This is a genomic window from Lachnoclostridium sp. An131, from assembly GCF_002160825.1.
Lineage (GTDB): Bacteria > Bacillota > Clostridia > Lachnospirales > Lachnospiraceae > Laedolimicola.
In genome coordinates this window covers 138,747-162,273 of the sequence record NZ_NFLI01000005.1, presented here as the reverse complement: position 1 = coordinate 162,273, position 23,527 = coordinate 138,747, and the positions used below count along the sequence as shown (strand labels likewise).

The 23,527-nt window shown below is 53.0% G+C and carries 25 protein-coding genes; 14 read left to right on the top strand and 11 right to left on the bottom strand.

All coding sequences use genetic code 11. The annotated features are described in order from the left end of the window. Nucleotides 1–56: 56 nt before the first annotated feature. The 4 genes from B5E77_RS05740 (at nt 57) to nagB (ending at nt 2,974) form a co-directional block, all read left to right on the top strand. Nucleotides 57–935: a YicC/YloC family endoribonuclease gene (locus B5E77_RS05740; protein ID WP_087164415.1), complete on the top strand. Its 879-nt coding sequence runs from the start codon at nt 57–59 to the stop codon at nt 933–935. A gap of 10 nt (nt 936–945) precedes the next feature. Next, a complete protein-coding gene (gene gmk, locus B5E77_RS05735; protein WP_087164414.1) occupies nt 946–1,569 on the top strand; it encodes a guanylate kinase in 624 nt (207 codons plus the stop codon). 61 nt (nt 1,570–1,630) lie between these two features. Then, entirely contained in the window at nt 1,631–1,990 is a 360-nt protein-coding gene (gene rpoZ, locus B5E77_RS05730) for a DNA-directed RNA polymerase subunit omega (protein WP_087164413.1), read from the top strand. A 252-nt stretch (nt 1,991–2,242) separates the two neighbouring features. Beyond that, nucleotides 2,243–2,974: a glucosamine-6-phosphate deaminase gene (gene nagB / locus B5E77_RS05725; protein WP_087164412.1), complete on the top strand. Its 732-nt coding sequence runs from the start codon at nt 2,243–2,245 to the stop codon at nt 2,972–2,974. A gap of 16 nt (nt 2,975–2,990) precedes the next feature. Here nagB and B5E77_RS05720 read toward each other — a convergent pair whose 3' ends face one another. After that, on the bottom strand, nt 2,991–3,188 hold the full coding sequence (locus tag B5E77_RS05720; protein WP_087164411.1) for a DUF378 domain-containing protein: 198 nt from the start codon (nt 3,186–3,188) through the stop codon (nt 2,991–2,993). 87 nt (nt 3,189–3,275) lie between these two features. Next, the gene (locus B5E77_RS05715) at nt 3,276–3,449 is read right to left on the bottom strand and encodes a DUF4250 domain-containing protein (RefSeq protein WP_087164410.1); all 174 of its coding nucleotides are present in this window, start codon (nt 3,447–3,449) and stop codon (nt 3,276–3,278) included. A 151-nt stretch (nt 3,450–3,600) separates the two neighbouring features. On the opposite strand from B5E77_RS05715, the gene B5E77_RS05710 reads away from it, so the two are divergent. The 3 genes from B5E77_RS05710 (at nt 3,601) to B5E77_RS05700 (ending at nt 6,411) form a co-directional block, all read left to right on the top strand. Continuing rightward, a complete protein-coding gene (locus B5E77_RS05710) occupies nt 3,601–4,167 on the top strand; it encodes a hypothetical protein (RefSeq protein ID WP_087164409.1) in 567 nt (188 codons plus the stop codon). 82 nt (nt 4,168–4,249) lie between these two features. Beyond that, the gene (locus tag B5E77_RS05705; RefSeq protein ID WP_087164456.1) at nt 4,250–5,038 is read left to right on the top strand and encodes a polysaccharide deacetylase family protein; all 789 of its coding nucleotides are present in this window, start codon (nt 4,250–4,252) and stop codon (nt 5,036–5,038) included. Nucleotides 5,039–5,073: 35 nt separating this feature from the next. Continuing rightward, nucleotides 5,074–6,411 carry a replication-associated recombination protein A gene (locus B5E77_RS05700; protein WP_087164408.1) on the top strand — a complete coding sequence of 446 codons (1,338 nt, stop codon included), beginning with the start codon at nt 5,074–5,076 and terminating at the stop codon, nt 6,409–6,411. A gap of 49 nt (nt 6,412–6,460) precedes the next feature. Here B5E77_RS05700 and B5E77_RS05695 read toward each other — a convergent pair whose 3' ends face one another. Next, nucleotides 6,461–6,979, bottom strand: coding sequence for a peptidylprolyl isomerase (locus B5E77_RS05695; protein ID WP_087164407.1), 519 nt, complete (start codon nt 6,977–6,979; stop codon nt 6,461–6,463). Nucleotides 6,980–7,080: 101 nt separating this feature from the next. On the opposite strand from B5E77_RS05695, the gene B5E77_RS05690 reads away from it, so the two are divergent. Continuing rightward, nucleotides 7,081–7,944: a GNAT family N-acetyltransferase gene (locus B5E77_RS05690; protein ID WP_087164406.1), complete on the top strand. Its 864-nt coding sequence runs from the start codon at nt 7,081–7,083 to the stop codon at nt 7,942–7,944. Nucleotides 7,945–8,038: 94 nt separating this feature from the next. Here B5E77_RS05690 and B5E77_RS05685 read toward each other — a convergent pair whose 3' ends face one another. Then, nucleotides 8,039–9,883 (bottom strand): CocE/NonD family hydrolase, encoded by a 1,845-nt coding sequence (locus tag B5E77_RS05685; RefSeq protein WP_087164405.1) that lies wholly within the window; start codon nt 9,881–9,883, stop codon nt 8,039–8,041. A 133-nt stretch (nt 9,884–10,016) separates the two neighbouring features. Then, a complete protein-coding gene (locus B5E77_RS05680; protein WP_087164404.1) occupies nt 10,017–10,736 on the bottom strand; it encodes a Crp/Fnr family transcriptional regulator in 720 nt (239 codons plus the stop codon). Nucleotides 10,737–10,971: 235 nt separating this feature from the next. On the opposite strand from B5E77_RS05680, the gene B5E77_RS05675 reads away from it, so the two are divergent. The 4 genes from B5E77_RS05675 (at nt 10,972) to B5E77_RS05660 (ending at nt 17,122) form a co-directional block, all read left to right on the top strand. After that, entirely contained in the window at nt 10,972–12,360 is a 1,389-nt protein-coding gene (locus B5E77_RS05675; protein WP_087164403.1) for an APC family permease, read from the top strand. 161 nt (nt 12,361–12,521) lie between these two features. Continuing rightward, the gene (locus B5E77_RS05670; protein ID WP_087164402.1) at nt 12,522–14,345 is read left to right on the top strand and encodes a CocE/NonD family hydrolase; all 1,824 of its coding nucleotides are present in this window, start codon (nt 12,522–12,524) and stop codon (nt 14,343–14,345) included. Between the two features lie 79 nt (nt 14,346–14,424). Continuing rightward, the gene (locus B5E77_RS05665; RefSeq protein ID WP_087164401.1) at nt 14,425–15,885 is read left to right on the top strand and encodes an aspartate ammonia-lyase; all 1,461 of its coding nucleotides are present in this window, start codon (nt 14,425–14,427) and stop codon (nt 15,883–15,885) included. Nucleotides 15,886–15,904: 19 nt separating this feature from the next. Next, on the top strand, nt 15,905–17,122 hold the full coding sequence (locus B5E77_RS05660; RefSeq protein ID WP_087164400.1) for a hypothetical protein: 1,218 nt from the start codon (nt 15,905–15,907) through the stop codon (nt 17,120–17,122). A gap of 106 nt (nt 17,123–17,228) precedes the next feature. Here the strand turns inward: B5E77_RS05660 and B5E77_RS05655 are convergent, their stop codons facing one another. Further along, nucleotides 17,229–17,642: a bacteriohemerythrin gene (locus B5E77_RS05655; RefSeq protein WP_087164399.1), complete on the bottom strand. Its 414-nt coding sequence runs from the start codon at nt 17,640–17,642 to the stop codon at nt 17,229–17,231. Nucleotides 17,643–17,873: 231 nt separating this feature from the next. On the opposite strand from B5E77_RS05655, the gene B5E77_RS05650 reads away from it, so the two are divergent. Beyond that, nucleotides 17,874–18,458: a hypothetical protein gene (locus B5E77_RS05650; RefSeq protein ID WP_087164398.1), complete on the top strand. Its 585-nt coding sequence runs from the start codon at nt 17,874–17,876 to the stop codon at nt 18,456–18,458. A gap of 163 nt (nt 18,459–18,621) precedes the next feature. Here the strand turns inward: B5E77_RS05650 and B5E77_RS05645 are convergent, their stop codons facing one another. From B5E77_RS05645 to B5E77_RS05630, 4 genes are all read right to left on the bottom strand, one after another. Beyond that, nucleotides 18,622–19,470 carry a hypothetical protein gene (locus tag B5E77_RS05645; RefSeq protein ID WP_087164397.1) on the bottom strand — a complete coding sequence of 283 codons (849 nt, stop codon included), beginning with the start codon at nt 19,468–19,470 and terminating at the stop codon, nt 18,622–18,624. Then, nucleotides 19,464–20,162, bottom strand: a complete 699-nt coding sequence (locus B5E77_RS05640; protein ID WP_087164396.1) for an ABC transporter ATP-binding protein — start codon at nt 20,160–20,162, stop codon at nt 19,464–19,466. Before B5E77_RS05640 ends, B5E77_RS05645 begins: the two co-directional genes overlap by 7 nt. Further along, nucleotides 20,162–20,530 carry a GntR family transcriptional regulator gene (locus tag B5E77_RS05635; protein WP_087164395.1) on the bottom strand — a complete coding sequence of 123 codons (369 nt, stop codon included), beginning with the start codon at nt 20,528–20,530 and terminating at the stop codon, nt 20,162–20,164. Before B5E77_RS05635 ends, B5E77_RS05640 begins: the two co-directional genes overlap by 1 nt. A gap of 487 nt (nt 20,531–21,017) precedes the next feature. After that, entirely contained in the window at nt 21,018–22,916 is a 1,899-nt protein-coding gene (locus B5E77_RS05630) for a heavy metal translocating P-type ATPase (RefSeq protein WP_087164394.1), read from the bottom strand. Nucleotides 22,917–22,963: 47 nt separating this feature from the next. Between B5E77_RS05630 and B5E77_RS16995 the strand changes: the two genes are divergently transcribed. Further along, nucleotides 22,964–23,140 carry a hypothetical protein gene (locus tag B5E77_RS16995; RefSeq protein ID WP_162609656.1) on the top strand — a complete coding sequence of 59 codons (177 nt, stop codon included), beginning with the start codon at nt 22,964–22,966 and terminating at the stop codon, nt 23,138–23,140. 74 nt (nt 23,141–23,214) lie between these two features. Here the strand turns inward: B5E77_RS16995 and B5E77_RS05625 are convergent, their stop codons facing one another. Continuing rightward, nucleotides 23,215–23,490, bottom strand: coding sequence for a metal-sensing transcriptional repressor (locus tag B5E77_RS05625; protein WP_087164393.1), 276 nt, complete (start codon nt 23,488–23,490; stop codon nt 23,215–23,217). Between the last annotated feature and the right edge of the window lie 37 nt (nt 23,491–23,527).

Here is a 23,527-nt window from a genome sequence, read left to right as displayed (position 1 = left end):
TGCGAAGAATGGCAGAGCCGTGAGGCGCAGAAAAAAAGAGAAGAGAGATTACCGTTATGGTGAAGAGTATGACAGGTTTCGGCCGCTGCGAGGTATCCGAGGGCGACCGGAAGATGACGGTGGAGATGAAATCCGTCAATCACAGGTATCTGGATGTGACGATCAAGATGCCGAAGAAGCTGAATTATTTTGAGTCGGCCATCCGCAGCCTTCTGAAAAGCTATATTCAGAGAGGCAAGGTAGACGTCTTTATCACCTACGAGGATTTGTCTGAATCCAACGTATCCCTCCGGTACAATCAGGCTCTGGCGGCAGAGTATCTGAAGTACCTGAATCAGATGGCAGAGGAATTTGGCCTGGAGCAGGACGTGAACGCAGGCGCTCTTTCCAGATATCCGGAGGTGCTCGTGATGGAAGAGGTCCAGGACGACGAGGAGGAGCTGTGGAGAATTCTGGAGCAGGCGGTGAAGGGAGCCTGTGAGCAGTTTGTAGAGACCCGCGCCAGAGAGGGAGAGAATCTGAAGAGAGATCTGCTGGCGAAGCTCGACGAGCTTCTGGAGCATGTGGCTTTTATAGAAGAGCGCTCGCCGCAGATTGTGGCGGAGTACCGGGAGAAGCTTACGGATAAGGTGAAGGAGCTTCTGGCGGACACGCAGATGGAAGAGAGCCGTATCGCTGCGGAGGTTACGATTTACGCTGACAAGATTTGTGTGGATGAGGAGATTGTAAGGCTCAAAAGCCATATCAAGAGTACAAGGTCCGCACTGGAAAAGGAAGACAGCGTAGGGCGCAGGCTCGACTTTATCGCTCAGGAGATGAACCGGGAAGCCAACACGATCTTGTCCAAGTCGAATGACCTGGAGGTGTCCAATCATGCAATTGAGCTGAAGACAGGCATCGAGAAGGTTCGGGAGCAGATTCAGAATATTGAATAAGGGGAAGAGGATGGACAGAAAAGGCATTTTGGTAGTGGTATCCGGCTTTTCAGGTTCCGGAAAAGGAACGATTATGAAGGAGCTGCTTCGCCGGTATGATAATTATGCGCTTTCCATTTCCGCTACGACGAGAAGCCCCAGGGAGGGAGAAGAGGACGGACGGGAATATTTCTTTAAGACCCGGGAAGAGTTCGAGAGAATGATTGCGGAGGGCGCGCTGATTGAGCATGCCTGCTATGTGGAAAACTATTATGGGACTCCACGGGCGTATGTGGAGCAGCAGCTGGGACTTGGAAAGGATGTGATTCTCGAGATCGAGATCCAGGGAGCCCTGCAGGTAAAGGAGCGTTTTCCGGATACGCTGCTTCTATTCGTATCTCCGCCGGATGCACAGACGCTGAAGAAGCGCCTTGTGGGCCGTGGAACGGAGAGCATGGAAGTGATTGAGAGCCGCCTGGCCCGCGCCGTGGAGGAAGCGCAGGGAATCGAGAGCTATGATTATTTTATCATCAATGACGATTTGGACGCCTGCGTGGACGAGGTACACCGGCTGATTCAGGGAGAGCACAGCCGTGTATCGCGCAGCATGGAGCTGATCAATGAAATCCGGACAGAGCTGAAGGAATTTCAGTAAAAGGATTACAATAGAAAGATTACAATAGAAAGTTTTTATATAGAAAGGATAAGGTGAAATTATGTTACATCCCTCATACACAGATTTGATGAAGGTAGTAAACAGCGAGGTAGAGGAGGGCGAAACTCCTGTCGTAAACAGCCGTTATTCCATCGTGCTGGCGACCGCGAAGCGGGCGCGCCAGATCATCGCAGGAGAGACTCCGCTCGTAGAGGCGGACGGCAAGAAGCCGCTGTCTGTCGCGATCCAGGAGCTGGAGAATGGAAAGATCAAGATCCTGTCCGAGGAGGAGGCGGCAGCCCAGGAAGCCCTTGAGGCTCAGGCAGCTGCGGAGGCCGCAGCGAAAGCGTTGGAAGAGGCGCCGGCAGAGGAGAATGAGGAAGCTCCTGCGGAGGAAGCCGCAGAGGAAAGCGAAGAGTAAAAACGCGCGGACAAAGCGCGTGTGCGTGGTATGGAAGCCGGCGCCCCGGATTCGGGGCGCCGGCTTCTGGCGTCCTTAAGAAGGAGCGTACTCAAAAGTACAAATAAGTTGCACAATTCAGTAACCCCATTGACAGTTTTCCAAGGATTTTGATAAGATAAAATCATCAAAAAAGGGAGAGGCCGCGTTCAGATAAAGGAGCGCGGCACTTGGCGTGGCTGGAAGGCTGCGCCTGATTCAGGAGGGACTATGATGAGAATTATCAGAGCAAAGGATTACGAGGAAATGAGCAGAAAGGCAGCGGCGGTTCTGGCTGCCCAGGTGACGGTAAAGCCGGACTGTGTGCTTGGACTGGCGACGGGCTCTACGCCGATCGGAACCTACGACTGCCTGGCACAGTGGTGCAAAGAGGGGGTTCTGGACTTTTCAAAGGTTTCCACAGTGAATCTGGACGAGTACCGGGGACTGGATCATGAGAATGATCAGAGCTATTACTATTTTATGAACAAGAACCTGTTCAGCAGAATCAACATTGATCCGGCGCACACCCATGTGCCGAACGGAATGGAACCGGATCCGGAGAAGGAGAGCAAAAGATATGAGGAGCTGATTCGTTCCCTTGGCGGGATCGATATCCAGCTTCTGGGAATCGGTCATGACGGACATATCGGTTTTAACGAGCCGAACAGCTTTTTCGATAAATATACACACTGCGTAGATCTGACGGAAATGACCATCGAGGCAAACAAGCGCTTCTTTGCGTCTGCCGATGAGGTGCCGAGACAGGCGTACACGATGGGAATCGGAACGATTATGCATGCGAGAAAGCTTCTGATGATTGTCAGCGGAGCAGACAAGGCAGATATCGCGGCTGCAGCGTTCTGCGGAGAGGTGAAGCCGGAGGTTCCGGCATCCATTATCCAGTTCCATCCGGATGTGACCATCATCGGCGATGAGGCTGCGCTCTCCAAGATTCCTGAATAAGGATGCCGGAGCAGGCCTATCGGTCGCCGGAGCGGGCAAAAAAGCGGAACAGATAGAGTCCGCTTAAGCCGACCAGGGTATAGACGATTCTGGAAAGCATACTCATGTTTCCGAAGAGAAAGTTTACCAGATCAAAACGAAGGATGCCTATGAGCCCCCAGTTTATCGCGCCGATGATGGCGATGGTGAGGGCCGTACAGTCTAAGATTTTCATAATAAGGGGATTCTCCTTTCTATGGGACCGCATATCTGCGGTCCCTGTTCGTTTTATCGATCATAGGCTGTACAGAATACATAAAAATTATACAAAGCTGTTTGTTTCGGGATCGTAGCAGTAGCCGATGGACATAAGCGTGGCTTCGATAGACCTGCGGTCAAGATTCAGAGACAGGCACAGCTCGTCAAGAGTGGGATAGAAATCCCGCAGCTGTGTGTTTATCCAGCTCAAAAGCAGAAACGGATCCTTGGGTATCATGTTATTACCTCCTGAAATGAAAGTGAAAGCAGCAAAGAAAAGCTTCCCCTGATAGCTTTGTATGATAAGACATTGCGTCAGAACTTGCAAGCAGTATTTTTTTCTGATACACTGGTAGCAGACCGATTGTTATCTGCAAAGGAGAAAGAAAATGGAACACAACAATGACAACCTCGAACGGAAGCGCTCAGTCCAGAAGACGACCATGATAGTTCTGGCAGTCCTGACCCTGATTATTATTCTGTACCTGGTGTATGGAATCGTCACAAAGTCTACGGATATGCTGATGTTTGGCATTCTGCTGGGCGGCTTTGTCGTGATTTATCTTGTCATGACAGATATTGTGGAGCCTTACCGTCTGGGCCTGTTTCAGGAGCTTACGGCCGAGCGGCGCAGCGGCTTCCTGAAAATGATGCTGATGGATGTGATAGGAGCAGGCGCCCTTTTGTACTGGCTGTTTGGAATGACGGATTCGGGCAGCTCGGAAATTCTGCTTCCGCTTCTGATTTATTTCATCACTGCGCAGGTGAAGAGGAAATACCGCGCAGAATTCGAAGGAACCCTGGAGGAAGAGGCAGAGCAGGATGCATCCGGGGAGGAAGCAGCGGAGGAGGAATCCGAGGAAGAAAAGCCTGAGGAAGAGGCAGAGGCTTCTGCCTGCGGGCTGCCCGGAGAGAACGGGGAAGAGACAGCGTCCGGGGAGCAGGACGAAGAATAAGGGCTTATGCCGGTAAGCAGAGCGGGCTCATATGCCCGCTCTGTCTGCATATATTTACATGAAAGAATATATGGAGACTGGCATGAAAGATAGAAAAGGGGAGCCTCTCCCGGCATGGAAGAAGGGTCTTCTGACAGCAGCCCTGGGTCTTTTGGCAGTGACGCTTGCGGCAGGAGTCCGCAGCGGACGGACAGGGGACGGCGGACGGAGGGAGCTGGCTGCGCCGGCATACGGGGAACGGGCTTCGGAAGGGGCTGTGCCGGCAGGGGAAGAGGCGGAGAGCCCTCGCTCCCGGACGAGCGGAGAATCCCGGGAGAGCAAAAGGATTGCGCTGACCTTTGACGACGGGCCGCATCCTGTTTATACGGAACGGCTTCTGGACGGCCTGGCGGAAAGGGGAGTCAAGGCGACCTTTTTCCTTCTGGGCTGCAATATCGAGGGCAATGAGGAGATTGTCCGCCGTATCGCCGAGGAGGGGCACCTGATAGGCAATCATACCTGGTATCATGTGGATATTACGACGCTGACCCAGGAGGAGGCGTGCGCGGAGATTCAGGATACCAGCAGGAAAATTACCGAGATTACGGGACAGCCTGTGGAGTATGTGAGGCCTCCCTTTGGCAACTGGAACAGGGAGCTGGAGTGCGAGGTTATGATGATCCCGATTTTCTGGTCTGTGGACACGCTGGACTGGAGTACCAGAAATGCGGACCGCCTGGTAGATCAGGTGGTATCTGAGGCGGAGGAAAATGATATCATCCTGATGCACGATTCCTATGACAGCACAGTAAAGGCTGCCCTGCGCATCGTGGATCTCCTTCAGGCGGAGGGGTATGAGTTTGTGACGGCTGACGAGCTGATTCTGGAATAAGGATTCCGGACGAAAATCGGAAGAAGGAGTAAACAATGGATTTATTTGACTATATGCGGGAAAGCCAGATGAAGCAGGAGGCGCCGCTGGCTTCCCGTCTGCGTCCGCGGACACTGGACGAGATTGTGGGACAGAAGCATATTCTGGGGAAGGACAAGCTGCTGTACCGGGCGATTCAGGCGGACAAGCTGGGGTCTCTTATCTTTTACGGACCGCCGGGCACGGGCAAGACGACCATAGCCCGGGTCATTGCCAATACGACAAAGGCAGATTTTACGCAGCTGAACGCTACGGTGGCCGGGAAAAAGGATATGGAGGCCGTCGTGTCAAAGGCAAAGGATAATCTGGGAATGTACGGGCGGAAAACGATCCTTTTTGTAGACGAGATCCACCGCTTTAACAAAGGACAGCAGGATTATCTTCTGCCCTTTGTGGAGGATGGGACGCTGATTCTGATCGGCGCCACGACGGAGAATCCCTATTTTGAGGTAAATGGAGCCCTTTTGTCCCGCTCGGTGATTTTTGAGCTGAAGCCCTTGAGCAGGGAGGACATCCTGGAATTGATCCACAGGGCTGTCACGGACCAGGAGCGGGGCATGGGGGCCTACCATCCGGAGATCACAGAGGAGGCGGCAGAGTTTCTGGCAGATATCGCCGGAGGCGACGCGCGCTCCGCGCTGAACGCGATAGAGCTGGGCGTGCTGACCACAGAGAAGAGCGGGGATGGAAGGATTCATCTGACGCTGGATGTAATGTCTGAATGCATCCAGAAGCGGACTGTGCGCTACGACAAGACCGGGGACAACCATTACGACACGATATCCGCCTTTATCAAAAGTATGCGCGGTTCTGATCCGGACGCAGCAGTCTATTATCTGGCGAAAATGATTTACGCCGGGGAGGATGAGCGGTTTATCGCCAGAAGGATCATGATCTGTGCGTCTGAGGATGTGGGAAATGCGGATCCCATGGCTCTGACCGTGGCTGTTTCTGCGGCTCAGGCTGTAGAACGGGTCGGCTTTCCGGAGGCGCAGATTATTCTGGCCCAGGCGGCGTCCTATGTGGCGTGCGCCCCTAAGAGCAATTCTGCGGTTATAGCGATTGACAAGGCCATGAAATCCGTAAAGGAAAGAAGGACCAGCGTGCCGCCTCACCTGCAGGACGCCCATTACGGCGGAGCTGGGAAGCTGGGCCATGGAATCGGCTATAAATATGCCCATGATTACCCGGGCCATTATGTGGAGCAGCAGTATCTGCCCACAGAGCTTTTGGGCGAACGGTTTTACGAGCCTTCCGACAATGGCTATGAGCATCAGATTCGGGAGTATTTCAAAAGGATAAAGGGAGAGGGGGAAGAACCCGGAATCAAATAAGACGCCCCGCAGCAGGATGGCGGGGCGTGAAAATGGAAACGTATTCCGGCTATACGGTTTCCGGTTCCGGGTACTCGGTTCCGAAGGTTTCTGCGGTGACAGACTTCATCACCTGAGGCTCCATCGGGCGGTCCCGGAAATCGGTAGGAGTCTGGGCGATCTGGTTTACGATGTCCATTCCCTCGATGACCTTTCCAAAGGCCGCGTAGGCGCCGTCCAGATGGGGAGAGGTCTTGTGCATGATGAAGAACTGGGAGCCTGCGGAGTCCGGATGCATGGCGCGGGCCATGGACAGGACGCCGGGCGTATGCTTCAGGTCATTGGAGAAGCCGTTCTGGGCGAATTCTCCACGGATGGAATAGCCGGGGCCGCCCATGCCGTTTCCATCAGGGCAGCCGCCCTGAATCATGAAGCCTTCAATGACGCGGTGAAAGCAAAGGCCGTTGTAAAAGCCCTTGTTGACGAGGCTTAAGAAATTGTTGACCGTATTGGGGGCGATTTCAGGATAAAGCTCTGCCTTGATGACGCCGCCGTTTTCCATTTCAAATGTAACTACTGGATTTGCCATATTCATTCTCCTTTTTCGTGCGCACGCTGTCTTCCAGCCTGCGGATTTGTCACCATATATAGTAGCGGAAAAGAAGGAAGACGTAAAGGAGTTTTTGAAAAATGCTGAAAGGGCTTGTGATAGCTGCCTCTGGCGCGCAGCTGCTGGAGGAGGAGCTGGACAGAAATCATTTTCCGTGGGTGGAGCTCCGGAAGGAGGACGGAAAATACAGGACAGCCGAAGATTTCCGGTCGGCGGCGGAACAGCTCCCGGGAACGATGAAGGAGCTTTTGTGCCTGGTAGAGACGGACGGGGAGGAGAGAACGGCCCTTTCCCTGGGCCTGATATGTGTCGGATATCTGAATCCGGAGCTTAAGGACCAGCGCCTTTCCGGCTGCAGGATCCTTCTGGAGGGCTTTCAGGAGGTAGATCTTTCTTTCCTTTGCAATGTACATACGCGTGCCCTGGGGCTGCCGGTGCAGATCGCGGAGACCAGGAGGCTTCTGATTCGCGAAATGACCCTTGCGGATCTGGATGACGTGAATGCTCTCTACCGTGAAAGCGGGTCTACCGGGTTTCTTCAGCCTTCCACGCTGGACCGGCACGAAGAGGAAGAGAAGATCAAAGCGTACATCACGTATATGTACGGCTTATATCAGTTCGGAATGTGGGTGGTGATAGAAAAGGAGAGCGGAACCCTGATTGGGCGGGTAGGCTTTGGTATCGCCGACTATCTGGAGTTTTCCGAGATTGACATGGGGTATCTGATTGGGGAGAAATACCGCCGCCGCGGATATGCGGAGGAGGCGAGCCGGGCGGCCCTCGATTATGCCGGGAGGGTGCTGGAGCTTCCGCAGGTCAGCGCCTACATCGATCGGGAGAACCTGGTGTCCCTGCATCTGATTGAAAAGCTGGGATTTCACCGGATAAAAGAATTTATGTACCAGGGAAAGGGCCTGTGCCGCTATGTGCTGCGTTTTTCCTGACGCAGGTCGCTGGTATGGCTGGTAAAACAGAAGGGAGCGGATGGCTGTGTGTTCCATCCGCTCCCTTCCTTCTGCTTGAGGCAATAGGTCAAGGTTAATGTGTATTTCCCGATCCGCTTCCGCCGATGACGATGTCGTCGTCTGTCACAGGCTGGAGCCAGAGCTCGCCCGGAGTCTCGGGGATGTAGGGCATCAGGATATAAGAGGGATAATCCTTGTCGCGGTAAATCTTGTAGTTGATGGTGTTCGCGCTGGGGATGGGTCCCAGGTGATCCATCTTTGCCTGCCATGCGCCTGACTGGGGCTGGAAGTTGTCCATCGCCTTGATTTCCAGCTCAATCTGGGAGCCGGCCGGGAATACCATGCCGATAGGATTGATCTCGATGACGTACTCGCGGATTTCGCCGGGAGTCACCGGGATGCGCTTCGTATAATCGTGTACCGGACGGCCAATCTGGCTCTTTTCCTTGTCAAGCGGATAGGAGGCCTTCAGGGAACCGGTACGGCATACAGGCATTCTGGTTCCGCCCGGAGTGATCTGGTGCAGCTTTACGATAAAGTTCGCGTCGGTGCTGTCGATGGAGGCCCACAGATGAAGCTCGATGGGGCCGGTGAACTCGGTCGGCCGGCTCAGGCGGTCGGTGCGGTAGGTCAGTGTCTCTACTTCTGTAGTAATATGAGGCGGACGGTGCGTGAAGCTGTCGGGCGGAAGACTGCCTTCCGGTACCGGCTCCCAGCGCAGGTTGCCGAAGGTGTGCAGGTAGAGCTTTTTCCACACAGTTCTTGCCAGCGGGTATTCATATTCATAGCGGTAGCCGCGTCCGAGGATGTTCAGCTTCATCGGCGGTTCCTCCGTGATGCCGGTGTCAATGCCCTTCATCCAGTGATCATACCAGCGCAGCATCTCCTCGTTCATGAAGCGGTAGGGAAGCTCCATGCCGTTGTAGCCTTCCATAACGCCGCAGCGCTTATAGGCTGTGAGCTCTTTGGAATTCATGGCGTTGAATACGGGAGCAGACCAGCGGCCGGTGGGAGCCCATCCGCATTTGAAGTATACGGGTACCTTCAGCTTGTCATACTTGTACTTCATGGAGCGGGGACGCCAGAAATCGTCCTCCTGCGGATGAAGCAGGTAATCCAGATAGAAGGTATGGTACTTGGGCGGCCATACATTGAAGATCTTGCTGAAATAGGTGTTGATAGCGATATCGGGATCCTCCTGCACCTCCTCGATACGTTTCTTCATCTCTTCCTCGGACATCATTTTTGTGGTCCAGGGAACGGGATTGTTCGAGGGGCAGAGCTCCCAGTACATATTCATGTAGGTGTCGGCTACGCCGCCGTAATAGCCGTGCTGGTAATAGTCATCTGTATAGCTTAAGGGCATGATGCATACCAGGTGGGGCGGCTGGAGAGCGGCCACGAGAGCCTGAATGATTCCGAAATAGGAATAGCCCAGCAGGGCAACCTTTTCCGTGCTCCACTGGCATTCAGTTCCCGCCCACTCGATATAGTCGTAGACGTCCTCCTGCTCCTGGGGATTGTACACACCCAGATACTCGCCTTCGCTTCTGCCGATTCCGCGTCCGTCGGGCACGATGAAGGTGTAGCCGCGGGTTACGAAAAATTCCATATCGCCGGCTTCCAGGCTGTGATCGAAATAATTGGAGGCTCCGGGCAGCGATCCGTGGCGCATGCGCTGCATTTTCTTACTGTAGGCAGAGTATGCGATCAGGGAAGGCGCACGGTCGATTTCCGCGGGATGGTAGACATCCACATAAGTCTTCGTTCCGTCGCGGAGAATGACTTCCACATCCTCTTCCAGCTTCATGGTATAGATAGGCTTGGAAAGCTTGTCCAGGTTCTTGGTGTAACGGCGGTCCCAGTATACGGGAACCTTCTCAAGACCAGTGATTTTTAAAAATTCCTCTTGGTTCATGCGTTTACCTCCTGCGTATAATTTCTGTGTTCATTATAGAGGGAAACAGCAAAGGCGTCTGTCTATCAGGCGACATAAAGAAAATAATCTGACAAAATCCTCCGGGAAAATGGCCGTTCCTGTCCGCTGCCCGTCAGTTTTGAATTTCACTCTCCAGAATAATATCCAGAAGCCTGTTGAAATCATGGACGCAGAATCTTCCGCGTTCGGTAGAAATGATGCCTTCCTTACGCCAGTCACTTAAGATTTTGGCGGCCGTCTGACGTGCCATCCCGGAGGAGGAGGCCAGGGCGCTCTGGGTAATCCTTACCTTCATGGATTTCTTCTGGGTGCTGGTGGTCAGATTGACGATGGTAGAAGCCAGGCGTCCCGGAGCGTCCAGATACATGGCGTTTACCATGTTCTGGGCAGAATTCAGAAGCCGGTCGATGAGCTCCTGGATGATGACCCGGCAGACGCTGGTGTGATTCCATACCGCGTCGACAAAGCAGGACTGGGGCACGGAAATCAGGGTAGTGTCCTCCAGGGCCAGAGCCGTATTCGGATAGACCCGGTTCGAAAGAATTCCCATTTCGCCGAAATAATCCCGGTCAGAACGGATTTTGACGATAATGTCCGCGCTGGTTCCGTAAAATACGGATTCCATGATATAGCCGGATTTGATAACGTAGAGATGGTTCGAGGAATCCTCCTTCCGGTAGATGACGCTTCCTTTCTTTTTGTAAATCAGCCGGCAATAGGAGGACAGAGTTTCCAGATAATCCGGCGGAAGAGCGGAAAACAGGGGAACCGTCTGAAAAAAGGAACAGATTCGCTGCGTATCCGCTGAAGCGGGCTGGTTTGCGCTTTGCATGCTGATGGTAATCAGTCCTTTCTTTATGAAACATGAAACTAATTAAAATGAGTTTAACATAATTCTTAAAAAATAAAAAGCAGAAAAAGAAAGTCCCAAAAAAATGACGGAAATGACAAAGAATTTCCACAAAAAATATTTAATGTATGAATATGTCGCATACATGACATTTGTTTCCCTGATTTTTTGGTAAAATTAACAAATCAAAATATTCTGAAAGAAAAGAGGGATACGAATGAAAAAACAGAAAATGAAGCTGCTGTCCTGTATTCTCATGGGAATCGGAAGCATTATCGGAGCCAGCGTATTTGCCACGACGCCGATCGCGATCAAAATTATAGGCGGAAATGGCATCGTTGTGGGCTTTATCTGTGCAGCGCTGTTTGTATTTTTGCGCAGCATTCCGGAGATGCTGATGGTAGCGGCCCTTCCTGCAAACGGCGGCTCTTACATGTACCTGACCCGTCTGGTGCACCCGCTTTTGGGAACCTGGGACGCTTTTAACGAGCTGGCAGTCGGCGTTCTGAAAATTGCGACCATGGCGCTGACCTTTTCCACGTATTTCTGTATGCTTGTTCCGGCGTGTCCGGAGGCGGTGGCTGCGATAGGCTGTATTCTGCTGTTTACAGTCATTTCCTGGTTTGGAATCAAGTTTTCCTCTACCGTACAGAATGTCTGCGTCGTCGTTCTTTTGATTGCTCTGGCTGTCTACGTCATCGGCGGCTGGGGAGCGACTGTGGTGACCTTCGGTGAGGTTGTATCCTCGACGATTGAGCTCGCGCCGCTGTGGGCTGCCATGGGAATCATGCATGGAAGCCTGATTGGAGCCAATGTACTGTACTATTCTGCTGAGGAAATTGAGGATCCCGGAAAGAATGTGCCGATCGCTTATCTTGTCAGCACTCTTGCTACAGCAGTGATCTATGCGCTGATGGCATATGTGACAGTAGGCGTAATGCCGAACTTCTATGAGATTGACAATCTCGCTACTGTGGCAGAAAAATTCTTAAACCCGACTCTTCTGGTGTTCTTTGTGGCAGGCGGAGCGCTGCTGGCAGTGGTGACGAGTATCAATTCCGCAATGATGATGTTTTCGAGAATCAACTTCGCGGCGGCCAGAGACGGCCTGTTCCCGAAGCTTATCAGCAAGCTGAACGAGCATGGAGCGCCCGGCTTCTCCCTGTGGCTGAACTCCATTATCGCGATTCTGCTGGTAGTGTCCGGCTTTGACCTGGAGGACGTGGTTAAGATTACGACGATCCCCGGCCTGTTCCTTCTGCCGATTATTTTCTTCAGCGTCTTCATGATGCCGAAGAAATTCCCGAATGCCTACAAAAATTCCTATATCAAGACGCCGCATGTGCTGAACTGTATCATAACAACGATCGCCGGCGTGGCCTGTGTCGTGATTGGATGGTATGTAATTGGAGAAATGAAGCCCCACAACTGGATTGCAATGATTGTTTATTATGTGGTAGCTATAAGCTATACTATTATTCGGAGAAATTATGTGAAAAAGACGGAGGGCTATGATATTTTCCAGCAGATGAAGGAGCCTTACCAGCCGTGGTTTGAGATGGAAGAAAAGGCAAAAGCGGCTCTGGAGGCTGCCAAAAAGGCATGATATCAGAAAGACATGATTTCCACAGGGCGCACAGTATGTGAGCGGAATTGTTTTCTGGCAGGACAGAAAATATGAAAAAATGGTGTGCACATGACAAATGTGTGCGCCATTTTTTGATAGGATATAGGAAAAGGATGAAGAAAACAAAAGGAGGTTTTGCAATGAAAAAGAAACTGACGGAGGTTCTGGGAATCGATGTTCTGCCAAATTACTGGGATAAGCGTTATGTAAAAAATCTTGACAAGCTGTCCCGCCCACGCTATGAGGTAGAAAGGCACGAGGATGTGTGGATGACCCTGCGCGACGGTGTGCGCCTCTGCGTGGACGTGTATCTGCCGAAGGGAGCAGGCCCTGTTCCTGCCCTGGTGAGCTGGTCGGCCTACAGCAAGGAGATGCAGGGAATCAAGCGCGGCGCGATCCCGCCGGAGTCTCTGCTCTTTGACCACAGCCTGGAGGCCGGGGACATTGATTATTTCGTAAAGCGCGGATATGCCTATATCATTCCGGATCCCAGAGGAATCGGGAAGAGCGAGGGCGAATTTTACGGAGTCTACAATCCCCAGGAGCCCATTGATATCTACGATACCATTGAATGGGCAGCTGAGCAGGAGTGGTGCGACGGCAACGTGGGAATGGTAGGCTATTCCTATTTCGGAATCTGCCAGATCCTGGCAGCCGCCAAGCAGCCTCCGCATCTGAAATGCATCATGCCCTGCTCCTTTGTAGATGACTACTATCAGCATGGCTATTACGGCGGCGTGCCTTCCACCTATATGAGCATTTACTGGGAGCTCTGCCCCTCCAACAAGCCGGTTCCCTGGTCCTTAAAGATGTATGGCGAGGAAAAGATGAAGGAGATGATGAAGGACCGCTTAAAGGATCCGGACATTGCGGTAAATTCCTATTTTACCAAGATTCTGACGACCTGGCCGCCGACCTATCACACCTTCTATCTGGACTATCTGCTGCATCCTCTTGATGGAGAGTACTGGAAGCAGCGCTCTGCGAATCAGATTTACGATCAGGTGAAGGTGCCGGTATACCTGCACTGCGCGTGGTCTCCTCTTGGCCGCTGGAGCGCTCCGATCTTTACCGCTATGAATGACGACAGGCTGAATGTGCCGAAGCGTCTGGGCGTGCTGGAGGGCTATGACGGGCTGGAGCTGCCGTACCGGGCATTGAATGAGGAATGCCTGCGCTGGTACGATCACTGGCTCAAGGGTGTGGATACCGGTATTATGGACGAGCCTCTTTACAAGTTTGGCGTCCTGAATGCGGGAACGCGCTATGAGAATGAGTGGCCGCTGGCCCGCACCGAGTGGAAAAAGCTGTATCTGCGCTCCTTCAACCGTCTGCGCTGGGACAGGGAGCCGGATTCGGACCTTCCGCCCGATGGATTCACACATCTTCCGCCGTCGATTTCCACGGAGGTCAACAAGATCGTGTACAAGTCCTCGCGCTTCCCGCAGGCAAAGGAAATCACAGGCCCCATCGAGCTTCATCTGTGGGCTTCCATAGACGCGGAGGATGCAAATTTCGTGTGCAGCCTCTTCGACGTGCTGCCTGACGGAACCAGGATGCCGCTGCTGCGCTATGGCGCTCTGCGCGCCTCCCATCCGCTCAATGAGAAGGAGAGTAAGATCGGACGCCCCGTGCATGACAATACCGTGTCGGTTCCCGTGACTCCGGGCGAGATCCGGGAGTATGTGATTGAGATGAATCCTACGTCGATGGTGATTCCGGCCGGCCACTGGCTGGAGCTGGAGATTACAAGCCAGTGCCCGAACGCCTGCCACACAGAGTCCTGGACAGGCAAGGTAGGGAATATGAACGTCATTCCGTCCAACACGACGACGTCCTATAAGATTTACAGAGATAACAATCATCCGTCCTATCTGCTGCTTCCGATTATCCCGTACACCGATCCGGAACAGTGGGTACAGCCCTTTGAGGACAGCTTCGAGATTGAGGTAGAGGACGAATAAGGAAAATAACGTAAGACTGACATCTGGCTGCGGCCTCTGGCGGACAGGCCGGAGGCCGTGATTTGCAGGAGGAGAGGTTATGATACAGAAGGAAACGGCAGGCGGGACAGAAAGCCGTCTGGAGAAGGATTCCATAGGCAGTAAGGAGATACCGGAAAGTGTGTATTACGGGGTGCAGTCTCTGCGCGCGGCGGAGAATTTTCATATTACAGGACTTTCCATGCATCCTGAGATCATCAACAGCCTTGCACAGATAAAAAAAGCGGCCGCGATCACAAACTGTGAGGTCGGACTGCTGGATAAAAAGCGGGCGGATGCGATCGTGCAGGCCTGCGACGAGATCGCGGGAGGCGCCCTTCATGAGGAGTTTATCGTCGATCCGATTCAGGGAGGAGCGGGAACCTCCATCAATATGAATGCGAACGAGGTGATCGCGAACCGGGCCATCGAGATTCTTGGAGGGAGGAAGGGAGATTACAGCATCGTCCATCCAAACGATCATGTGAACTGCGGCCAGTCTACCAATGATGTGATTCCAACTGCGGGAAAGATGACCTCGCTGAAGCTTCTGAAGCACGCAAGAGCAGAGCTGACAAAGCTGCAGAGTGCGCTGGAGGACAAGGCCAGAGAATTTGATCATGTGATTAAGATGGGGCGTACCCAGATGCAGGATGCGGTCCCCATCCGTCTGGGACAGGAGTTCCGGGCCTATTCGGTAGCAGTGCGCCGGGATGTGGCCCGCATGGAGCGTGCCTGCGAAGAGATGCGGGAACTGAATCTGGGCGGCACAGCCATCGGGACAGGCATCAATGCGGATGAGCAGTATCTTCAGCGTATTGTTCCAAATCTGGCCCAGGTGAGCGGCATGGAGTTTGTCCAGGCCTTTGACCTGATTGACGCGACGCAGAATCTGGATCCCTTCGTAGCCGTATCCGGAGCGATCAAGGCCTGCGCAGTGACGCTTTCCAAGATGGCGAACGATCTGCGCCTTATGTCATCCGGCCCCCGGTGCGGTTTCGGAGAGATCAATCTGCCTCCGAAGCAGAATGGCTCCTCTATCATGCCAGGCAAGATTAACCCTGTGATTCCGGAGGTGGTAAACCAGGTCGCCTTCAATATCATCGGCAATGACGTAACTATTACCATGGCTGCCGAGGCAGGACAGCTGGAGCTGAATGCCTTTGAGCCGATCATTTTTTACTGTCTCTTCCAGTCCATCGACACGCTGGCTTATGCGGTCAATACCTTTGTGGAAAACTGTGTAAAGGGCATTACAGCGAACGAGGAGCGCTGCAGGCAGCTGGTAGAGAACAGCGTGGGCATTGTGACTGCGCTCTCGCCTCATATTGGATACATGAAGGCTGCGGAGCTGGCGAAGGAGGCCCTGAGAAACAATGTTCCCATCCGGCAGCTGGTTCTCGACAGGAGGATCCTGAATAAGGAAGAGCTGGATGAGATCCTGGACGTCTGGGGAATGACAGAGCCGGGAATTTCCGGGCGGGAGCTGCTTATGAAAAAAGGAAAACAGGCAGATGGCTGAAGAAAGGAGATGAAAAGGTATGGCGGAATACACCTGGGCCTTTGACAGAAGCTTTCTTGTATTTCTTCTGATCGCCTTTACGTCTATGGCATTGGCCGAAAAGCTGCGTTCGCTGATTCCGATGCCGTTTATCTACGGAGTTATTTTTATTCTGGGCTTTGCCTTTGATCTGCTTCCAAAGGATCTGCTGCTGTCCGCAAATATGATAGCGGTGGGAACGATTGCTTTTAACGTTCTGGTCGTTCATTCGGGAACCATGGTAAATTTCCGGCTGCTGCGGGACAGATGGCGGGAGACGCTGCTCTGCCTGAGCGCTTTTCTGATCCTGATTGTTCTGGAGCTGCTGATTCTGACGCCTGTTCTCGGCAAGGGCCTGGCCTTTCTTGCGCCGGGCAGCGTAGTGGGAGGCGGGGCCTCCTGCGCCATTGCCTCCCGCTGGGTGACAGATGCGCACCCGGAGCTGGCAGTCTTCCCCTGGCTTATCTTTATGGCGCAGGGCCTGTTCAGTGTTCCTGTGGTGACCTGGGCGCTGAAAAAGGAGAGCAGACGCCTTCTTTCGGAGCAAGGCGACGCGGGAGCCGGACAGAAGGAGCGCGCTTCCGGCACGGAGAACGGGCAGGGAAAGGCACGCGGCGGAGTACAGAAGAAGCCTCCGCTCTGCATGAGAATTCCGGATAAATACAAGACGACGCCGTACTTTCTCGGGAGCATCATGATTGCCACTGTGCTGAATAACATTCTTCAGAATACGCTTTTCTCGGGCTTAAATATCAATCCGAATATCACCGCGCTGCTTCTGGGAATTCTCTTGGGAAGCCTGGGACTGATGGATAAGGCGCCGCTGTTTCGTTCGGATTCTTACGGGCTGCTGATTCTGGGGCTGATGGGACTGATGGCAAATACGCTGGCGAACACGCCCTGGCAGGCGGTCGTGGCCTATATCCCGGCGCTTCTTCTGGTATTTACTTTTTCGACGGCTGTTTTACTGCTCTGCGCGGCGGCCGGAGCCCGGATTCTGGGGCTGAGCCATTACAGGGCTGCCGCCCTTTTGATGAACTGCATGATGGGCTTTCCGGTCAATGATATGCTGATCCGCCAGGCGGCGGCTCTTGGCGGGACGGAAGAGAGGCAGGCATTTTTGAGAAGGGAGCTGGGGCCGGTGCTCGGGATTGGCACGATGCTGATTTCCAATGGCCTTTCGATTCTGGCAGTAGGAATTCTGGTTCTTTTTGTATAGAGCTGTTTTCCATACTGATAAATAAAAGGAGGGGATCCCTCCGGTCGTTTCAGGACCCTGGGGATACCCTCCTTTTTCATTCCGTATTATAGGATTTTCCGTATTCTTATTTGGAAGGATGGCTCTGTACGTAAGCTGCCACAGCCTTGTCCTGCACCTGGATATGGTTCAGAAGCCACTCGGTAATGTTTTTGTTTACCGCTTCTACGAATGCGTCTGTGGGGCCTTCCTCCTCCTCCAGCATGTCCAGAAGCTCATGAACCGCCTTTACAAAGGTCTGATGCTGCTCCTTGTGGGCTTCGATGCCGGGGTATCCGGCCTCTTCCTGCAGCTGCTCTTCCGCCTTGAAGTGGAACTCGGTGTAGTCCAGAAGGAAATTCAGGGTCTGGATTGCGGTACGCTTTTCTGTACCCATATAGCAGCTTTCCAGCAGCTTGTTGACACGGTCAATCAGCTCCTTGTGCTGCTGATCGATCAGCTCGTTTCCAGTTTCCAGGGATTTATCAAAGGTTACGCTCATGTAATGCTCCTCCTTATTTTTCTTTTTCAATTTCAGCGCATACTGATACAAAACTATCATTAAGTATATGCAAAAATCGGAGAATAATCTGTTGCAAATGCAACTCCTGACAAAAAAACAGCGGTATATTTTCCGTGGACAACAGAGGAAAATTACATTATAATTCAGAAGAAAAGACAGTTTTGTGAAACAGGAGCTGAATTTGGAGCACAGAGAAGAAGGAAGATGCGAATGAAGAGAAACGATAGACGATCTGCCCGAAGGGTGTTTGGGGCGCTGCTTGGCGTCGTGCTTTCTGCGGCGGCAGGCTGCATGCCTGCCGCAGAGGACGGGCAGGCTGCAGCAGGAGACGTGTCCCTACAGGCGGAGCTGACGGCAGAAGCAGCGCAGGAGGAGCCTGCGGCCGGCCTGATTCTCACCAGCCGGGACGCTGAGGAAAATGAGAGTATCATCGCAGGCCTAGAAGAGATGGCAGAAAGCAATGGAATCCGCCTTCTGGTTTATACGCCGGACGTGTCTGCCGCAGAGGCAGAAGAGGCAGGCGGACTTGAGATGGGAAGCTTCGCAAGCTGCGATGTCAATCCGATTGAGTATCAGATGCTGGGCGTCAATGAGTTTGCGGCGGAAAATGTAGATGTGATTGCCATTCATGCGAATCACAGCGAGGCGCTGGAGAGTGTGCTCACAGCGGCCAGAGGGATCGGGATCCGGATCTGCGCCTGGGAATGTGAGGTACAGGAAGGCTGTTTTGACACATACGTAGATACTGCATCAGAGGTACCCGACGCTGTGCTGGAGCTTTTGGAGCTGGAATAATATTCGGGAGGCGGTCCCCTGCCAGCCTGCAGCATGAGACCTGGAGAATGAGCCGGGAACGTCTGGAGCGGCTGTGCCCTTCGGGCAGAAAACAGGCGTAAAAATACCTGTCCTTCCGGACAACTGCGTAAGCCTGTGTCCGGGGGACAGGTATTTTTTTAATTTATTCCAGGTTCAGCTTTTTTGTCATAAAATAATTTGCCAGCAGATAGCTTGCGGTTCCTGTGACGATACAGATGATCATGGACACAATCCAGGACAGCCAGAAGTTTGTGGCAGCGGACATCGTGTTTGATACGCCGATAAGAGCGGAGGAGGTTCCATAGGAAACCATCCCGGTAATGCCGGTGAAGATCATGCTGATGAAGCTCTGCAGCATGGAAACGCCTACATAGATTCCTACAGAAGCCAGAATCTTGTGGTTGTTGAAGCTGTGGCCCACCGCGATGCACATATAGATGCACAGGATACTGCTGATGCTGTCCAGCAGGAAAAGCAGCAGATAGAGGGGAATGCCGACCCCTGCAGGTACGCCGAAGGCGTCCGGAAAGCTGCTGAAAAGCTCGGAAAGCCCCTGCGGCAGCGCCCGGAGGATATCCATGTTTACAAACAGGGCAAACACAGACAGTATCACGAGCGTTATGTCGATAAATTCCCAGATAAAGCATACGATCAGCTTGCTCCAGATATGTGCGGAGGCAGAGACAGGAAGCGTATGCATCAGATAGCCCTCATCTGTAAAGAGATTCTTCCGGAACCGCAGGATGCTCAGATAAATCCAGGTGATTAGAGCAGCGGCTATCAAAGCGACTACATAAAACATGACCAGCATGGCATTCAGAATATTGTACCAGATATTCTGCGCCATTACGTAGCTCATGGAAGCATTATCGAACACAGTAAATTGAAGATAAAACCGTCCGATGATGGTTATCGCGATCAGTCCGAGGTGCAGCGGAATCATCAGCCGGTTTACAGCCTTAAATTCATTTTTAATCAGTTTTCCTAACATCTGAATACCTCCCGGAATAATGCGTCTACAGACTTACCCTCCTGTTCACGAATTTCGTCCACAGAGGCATGAAGCCGGATATGCCCGTTTTGGATAAAGATCACATCATCCAGCACATTTTCAATATCAGCAATCAGGTGCGTGGAGATAAGCACAGACGCATTTTCGTTATAATTTGTGATAATTGTCTGAAGGATATAATCTCTGGCTGCTGGATCCACGCCGCCGATGGGTTCGTCCAGGCAGTAAAGGTCGGCGTTCCTGCTCATGACCATGATAAGCTGTACCTTTTCCTTGGTTCCTTTGGACATAGAGCCCAGCCGGTCGTTTTCATCTATTCCCAGCCGGTGCAGCATGTCGCTGGCCCGGTTCCGGTCAAAATCCTCATAAAAATCGCAGAAGAAATTCAGGATATCCGTGACCTTCATCCAGCTGTTGAAATAGGTTCTCTCCGGAAGATAGGATACAACCTTTTTCGTCTCCGGTCCGGGAGCAGAGCCGTTGATGGTAATAGAGCCGGAGCTGGGAGCGAGAAGTCCGTTGATGAGCTTGATAAGCGTTGTCTTTCCGCTTCCGTTCGGTCCCAGGAGCCCGATGATGCGTCCGCGTTCCAGGGTCAGGCTGATGCCATCCAGAGCTGTCTTGTAGCCATAGCGTTTGCTTAAGGCCTGGCAGTTCAGAAGCTGTTCCATTATGATTCCTCCTTCCATTCCTTTTCCAGAAGTCTGCGGATATCTTCTTTGGTGAGTCCCAGCTGTTCCATGTTTTTCAAAAACAGCTGGATTTGTTCTCTTGCAAGCTGTTCCTTGAGTTCTGTCATTTTTGATACGTCCTCCGTGATAAATCTTCCGCTGGTGCGCTGGGTATAGACAAGTCCGCTTCGCTCAAGCTCTGTCAGAGCCTTCTGCATGGTATTGGGATTGACTGCCGCTTCTGCGGCCAGATCCCGTACGGACGGAAGCTTCTGTCCCGGCTGATAGACACCGGCAATGATGTTGGTTTTGATGAGGTCCTCGATCTGAAGATAGATGGGACGGGAATCATCAAGAATCCATGCCATATCGTCACTCCTTTCCTTGATTTGCCATGTTTTTTGGCATCCAGGTTACACCTGAAAGGTGTTTCCTTGCTTTGCCCATGGTCTCTGGGCATCCAGGTTACACCCGAAAGGTGTTTCCTTGATCTGCCATGTTTTCTGGGCATCCAGGCATATGCCAATTTTTCCCGGGGGGGGGTATTTCCAATCTATGGAAGAGAACTGCCGCTCCCCGCATCCCGCTCCGGCAGGGGAGTCAGGATATGCTTTGTATTATTGTACTATGTGATTAGTACAATAATCCACAATGCGGGAAATGTCAAGCAGAGATCGGGAATCTTCAGAAATTCTTAATATCTTGCCGGAAAACGTACGCAATCCGCCGGGATAGGCAGAGTTGGTGTATAAGAACCGTATTGTCCGCTGGTGCACCAGCGCTATACAAGACATATAAAAAGCCGGGACGGAAGCTATGAACAGCTTTTCCATCCCGGTTTGAGTGGAGTCTGAGTCAGTCCTTTTTCCTCCATTTCAGCAACAGTGCAGAATGCAGAATGACGACGACAGAGCCGGCGTTGTGGACCAGCGCCCCGGCCACAGGCCCGAGAATGCCGGTAATCGCCAGAATGATGGCGAGAAAATTCAGGCCGAGGGAGAAGGACAGGTTGCACTTGATGGTAACCATCATGCGGCGGGACAGTGCCAGCAGGTGTGGAAGCTCCTGTACCTGGTCGTCCACAAGCGCGATGTCCGCGGCATCCACGGCGATGTCGCTGCCGATTCCGCCCATGGCGATTCCTACATCCGCTTTCTTCAGGGCGGGGGCATCGTTGATCCCGTCCCCAATCATGCAGACAGCCTCGCTGTTTTTCTGGAATGCATCAATGAGCGTCAGCTTGTCCTCGGGAAGGCAGTTTGCCCTCACATCGTCGATGCCAAGCTCTCCGGCGATGGTGCGCGCCGCGTTTCCATGGTCGCCGGTCAGAAGCACCGGCTGCACGCCGAGAGCCTTCAGGCGGCTCAGCATCTGCGCGCTTTCCGGGCGGACAGTGTCGGCGAGTGCCAGATATCCGGCGGCCTGGCCGTCCACCGCCAGATAGATCAGAGTGCAGCCCTTTTCCAGCCAGATATCTGTCTGTGCGGAGAGATCCGAAGGCAGCTTGGAGCAGCCTTCCCGCAGCATGGCCAGGTTTCCGGCCAGAACGGTGTGCCCTTCGATCCGGGCGGAGACTCCCTGCCCCGGCATCATCCGGAAATCCTCCGCAGGCAGGAGAGCGGCCTGCCCCCGGGGGCGATCCTGCCGGGTCCGGAAATCGCGGAGAACGGCTTTTCCAAGAGGGTGCTCGGAGAACTGCTCCGCAGCTGCGGCGAGGGCAAAGAGCCTGGTTTCGCTCAGATCCGGCAGCAGGCTTTTTATGGCAGTGACCTTGGGGTTTCCGTAGGTCAGGGTGCCGGTCTTGTCAAACGCGATCCGTCTGACTGCCGCCAGCCGTTCCAGCGCGTCGCCCTCCCGGACCAGAAAGCCATGGCGCGTGGCGTTTCCGATGGCGGCCATGATAGCGGTGGGAGTGGCAAGAACCATAGCGCAGGGACAGAACACAACAAGGATCGTGACGGCGCGTATGACCTCCCCGGAGAACAGCCAGGTCAGAAGGGCTGCCGTCAGGGCGATGATGACAACCCAGGTAGCCCAGCGGTCCGCCAGGCTTACGATTTTGGCCTTGCCGGCGTCTGCAGACTGAACCAGACGGATCATCCGCTGGATGGAGCTGTCTTCTCCCACCTTTACCGCTTCCATTTCGAAGGCTCCGAACTGGTTGACGGTTCCGCTGGATACCTCATCGCCTGCCGCCTTGTCTACCGGCAGGGATTCTCCTGTCATGACTGCCTGGTTGACTGAGGTCTGGCCGGACAGGATCCGGCCGTCTACCGGTACGGTCTCTCCCGGAAGCACGCGGATCCGGTCGCCGACCTGCACTTCTTCTGCCGGAACTGTTTTTTCACCATCCGCTGTGAGGATTCTGGCGGTCCGGGGAGTGAGCTTTACGAGCTTTTCGATTCCGGCCCGGGCCTTTGCCACGGTCAGCTCTTCCAGAAGGCCGCCGAGCTGCATGATAAAGGCCACCTCTCCGGCTGCGAAATCCTCTCCGATGCAGACGGATGCAATCAGCGCCAGGGATACCAGAACGTCGGCTTTGATGTCAAAGGCGGTGACAAGGCCGATGAAGGCTTCCAGAATGATCGGGACGCCGCAGAGAATAATAGCGATCCAGGCTGCGTCGAAGGGCAGCGGAAGCAGATCGAGAATGCTTAAAAGCAGGAATGCTCCGGAAATAATGAGCAGTACAATATCCTTTTTTGTACCGCCAAGTCCCAGAAAAGCTTCCAGCTTGTTTGTAAAATGTTTCATGCGAGAACTCCTTTTCCTTCTATATACCTATAGGGGTATAGGTTCTTATGCAATTACTATATACCTGTACGGGTATAGGTGTCAAGCGGAGATTTTATGCGCCGGGCAGGGAAAATATTGTGTATCAGCAGAAAAAAGCGTATAATGAGCTTGGAGTGGGAGGAAGAAAAATGCAGAAAGATGAAGAATTGATACAGATGCTGAAAAATTATACGAAGAGATAAAGAACAGAGCACATATGTTTTTTAATCAAAAAAATACTGCACGGGCCTGGACAGCTCAGTGCAGCATTTTTGTTTTATCCCATATTCGCAAACCGCTCTACGGCCTTGGTAAAATTCTCTATCGTCTTATCTACATCCCCGTGCTCAATGCCGTCCCGGACACAGTGCTGGATATGGCCCTCCAGAACGATCTGCCCTACCTTATGGAGAGCAGATTTGGCTGCATTGATCTGCGCGAGCATATCCTCGCAGGGAACGTCCTCGTCTACCATACGGTCGATGGCCTGAACCTGCCCGATGATTTTTTTCAGCCTGCGGTGCAGATTGTCTGCGTCCATACATTGTCTCATAATGCGCCTGCCTCCTTATCTGCTGCCGGCGGACCGG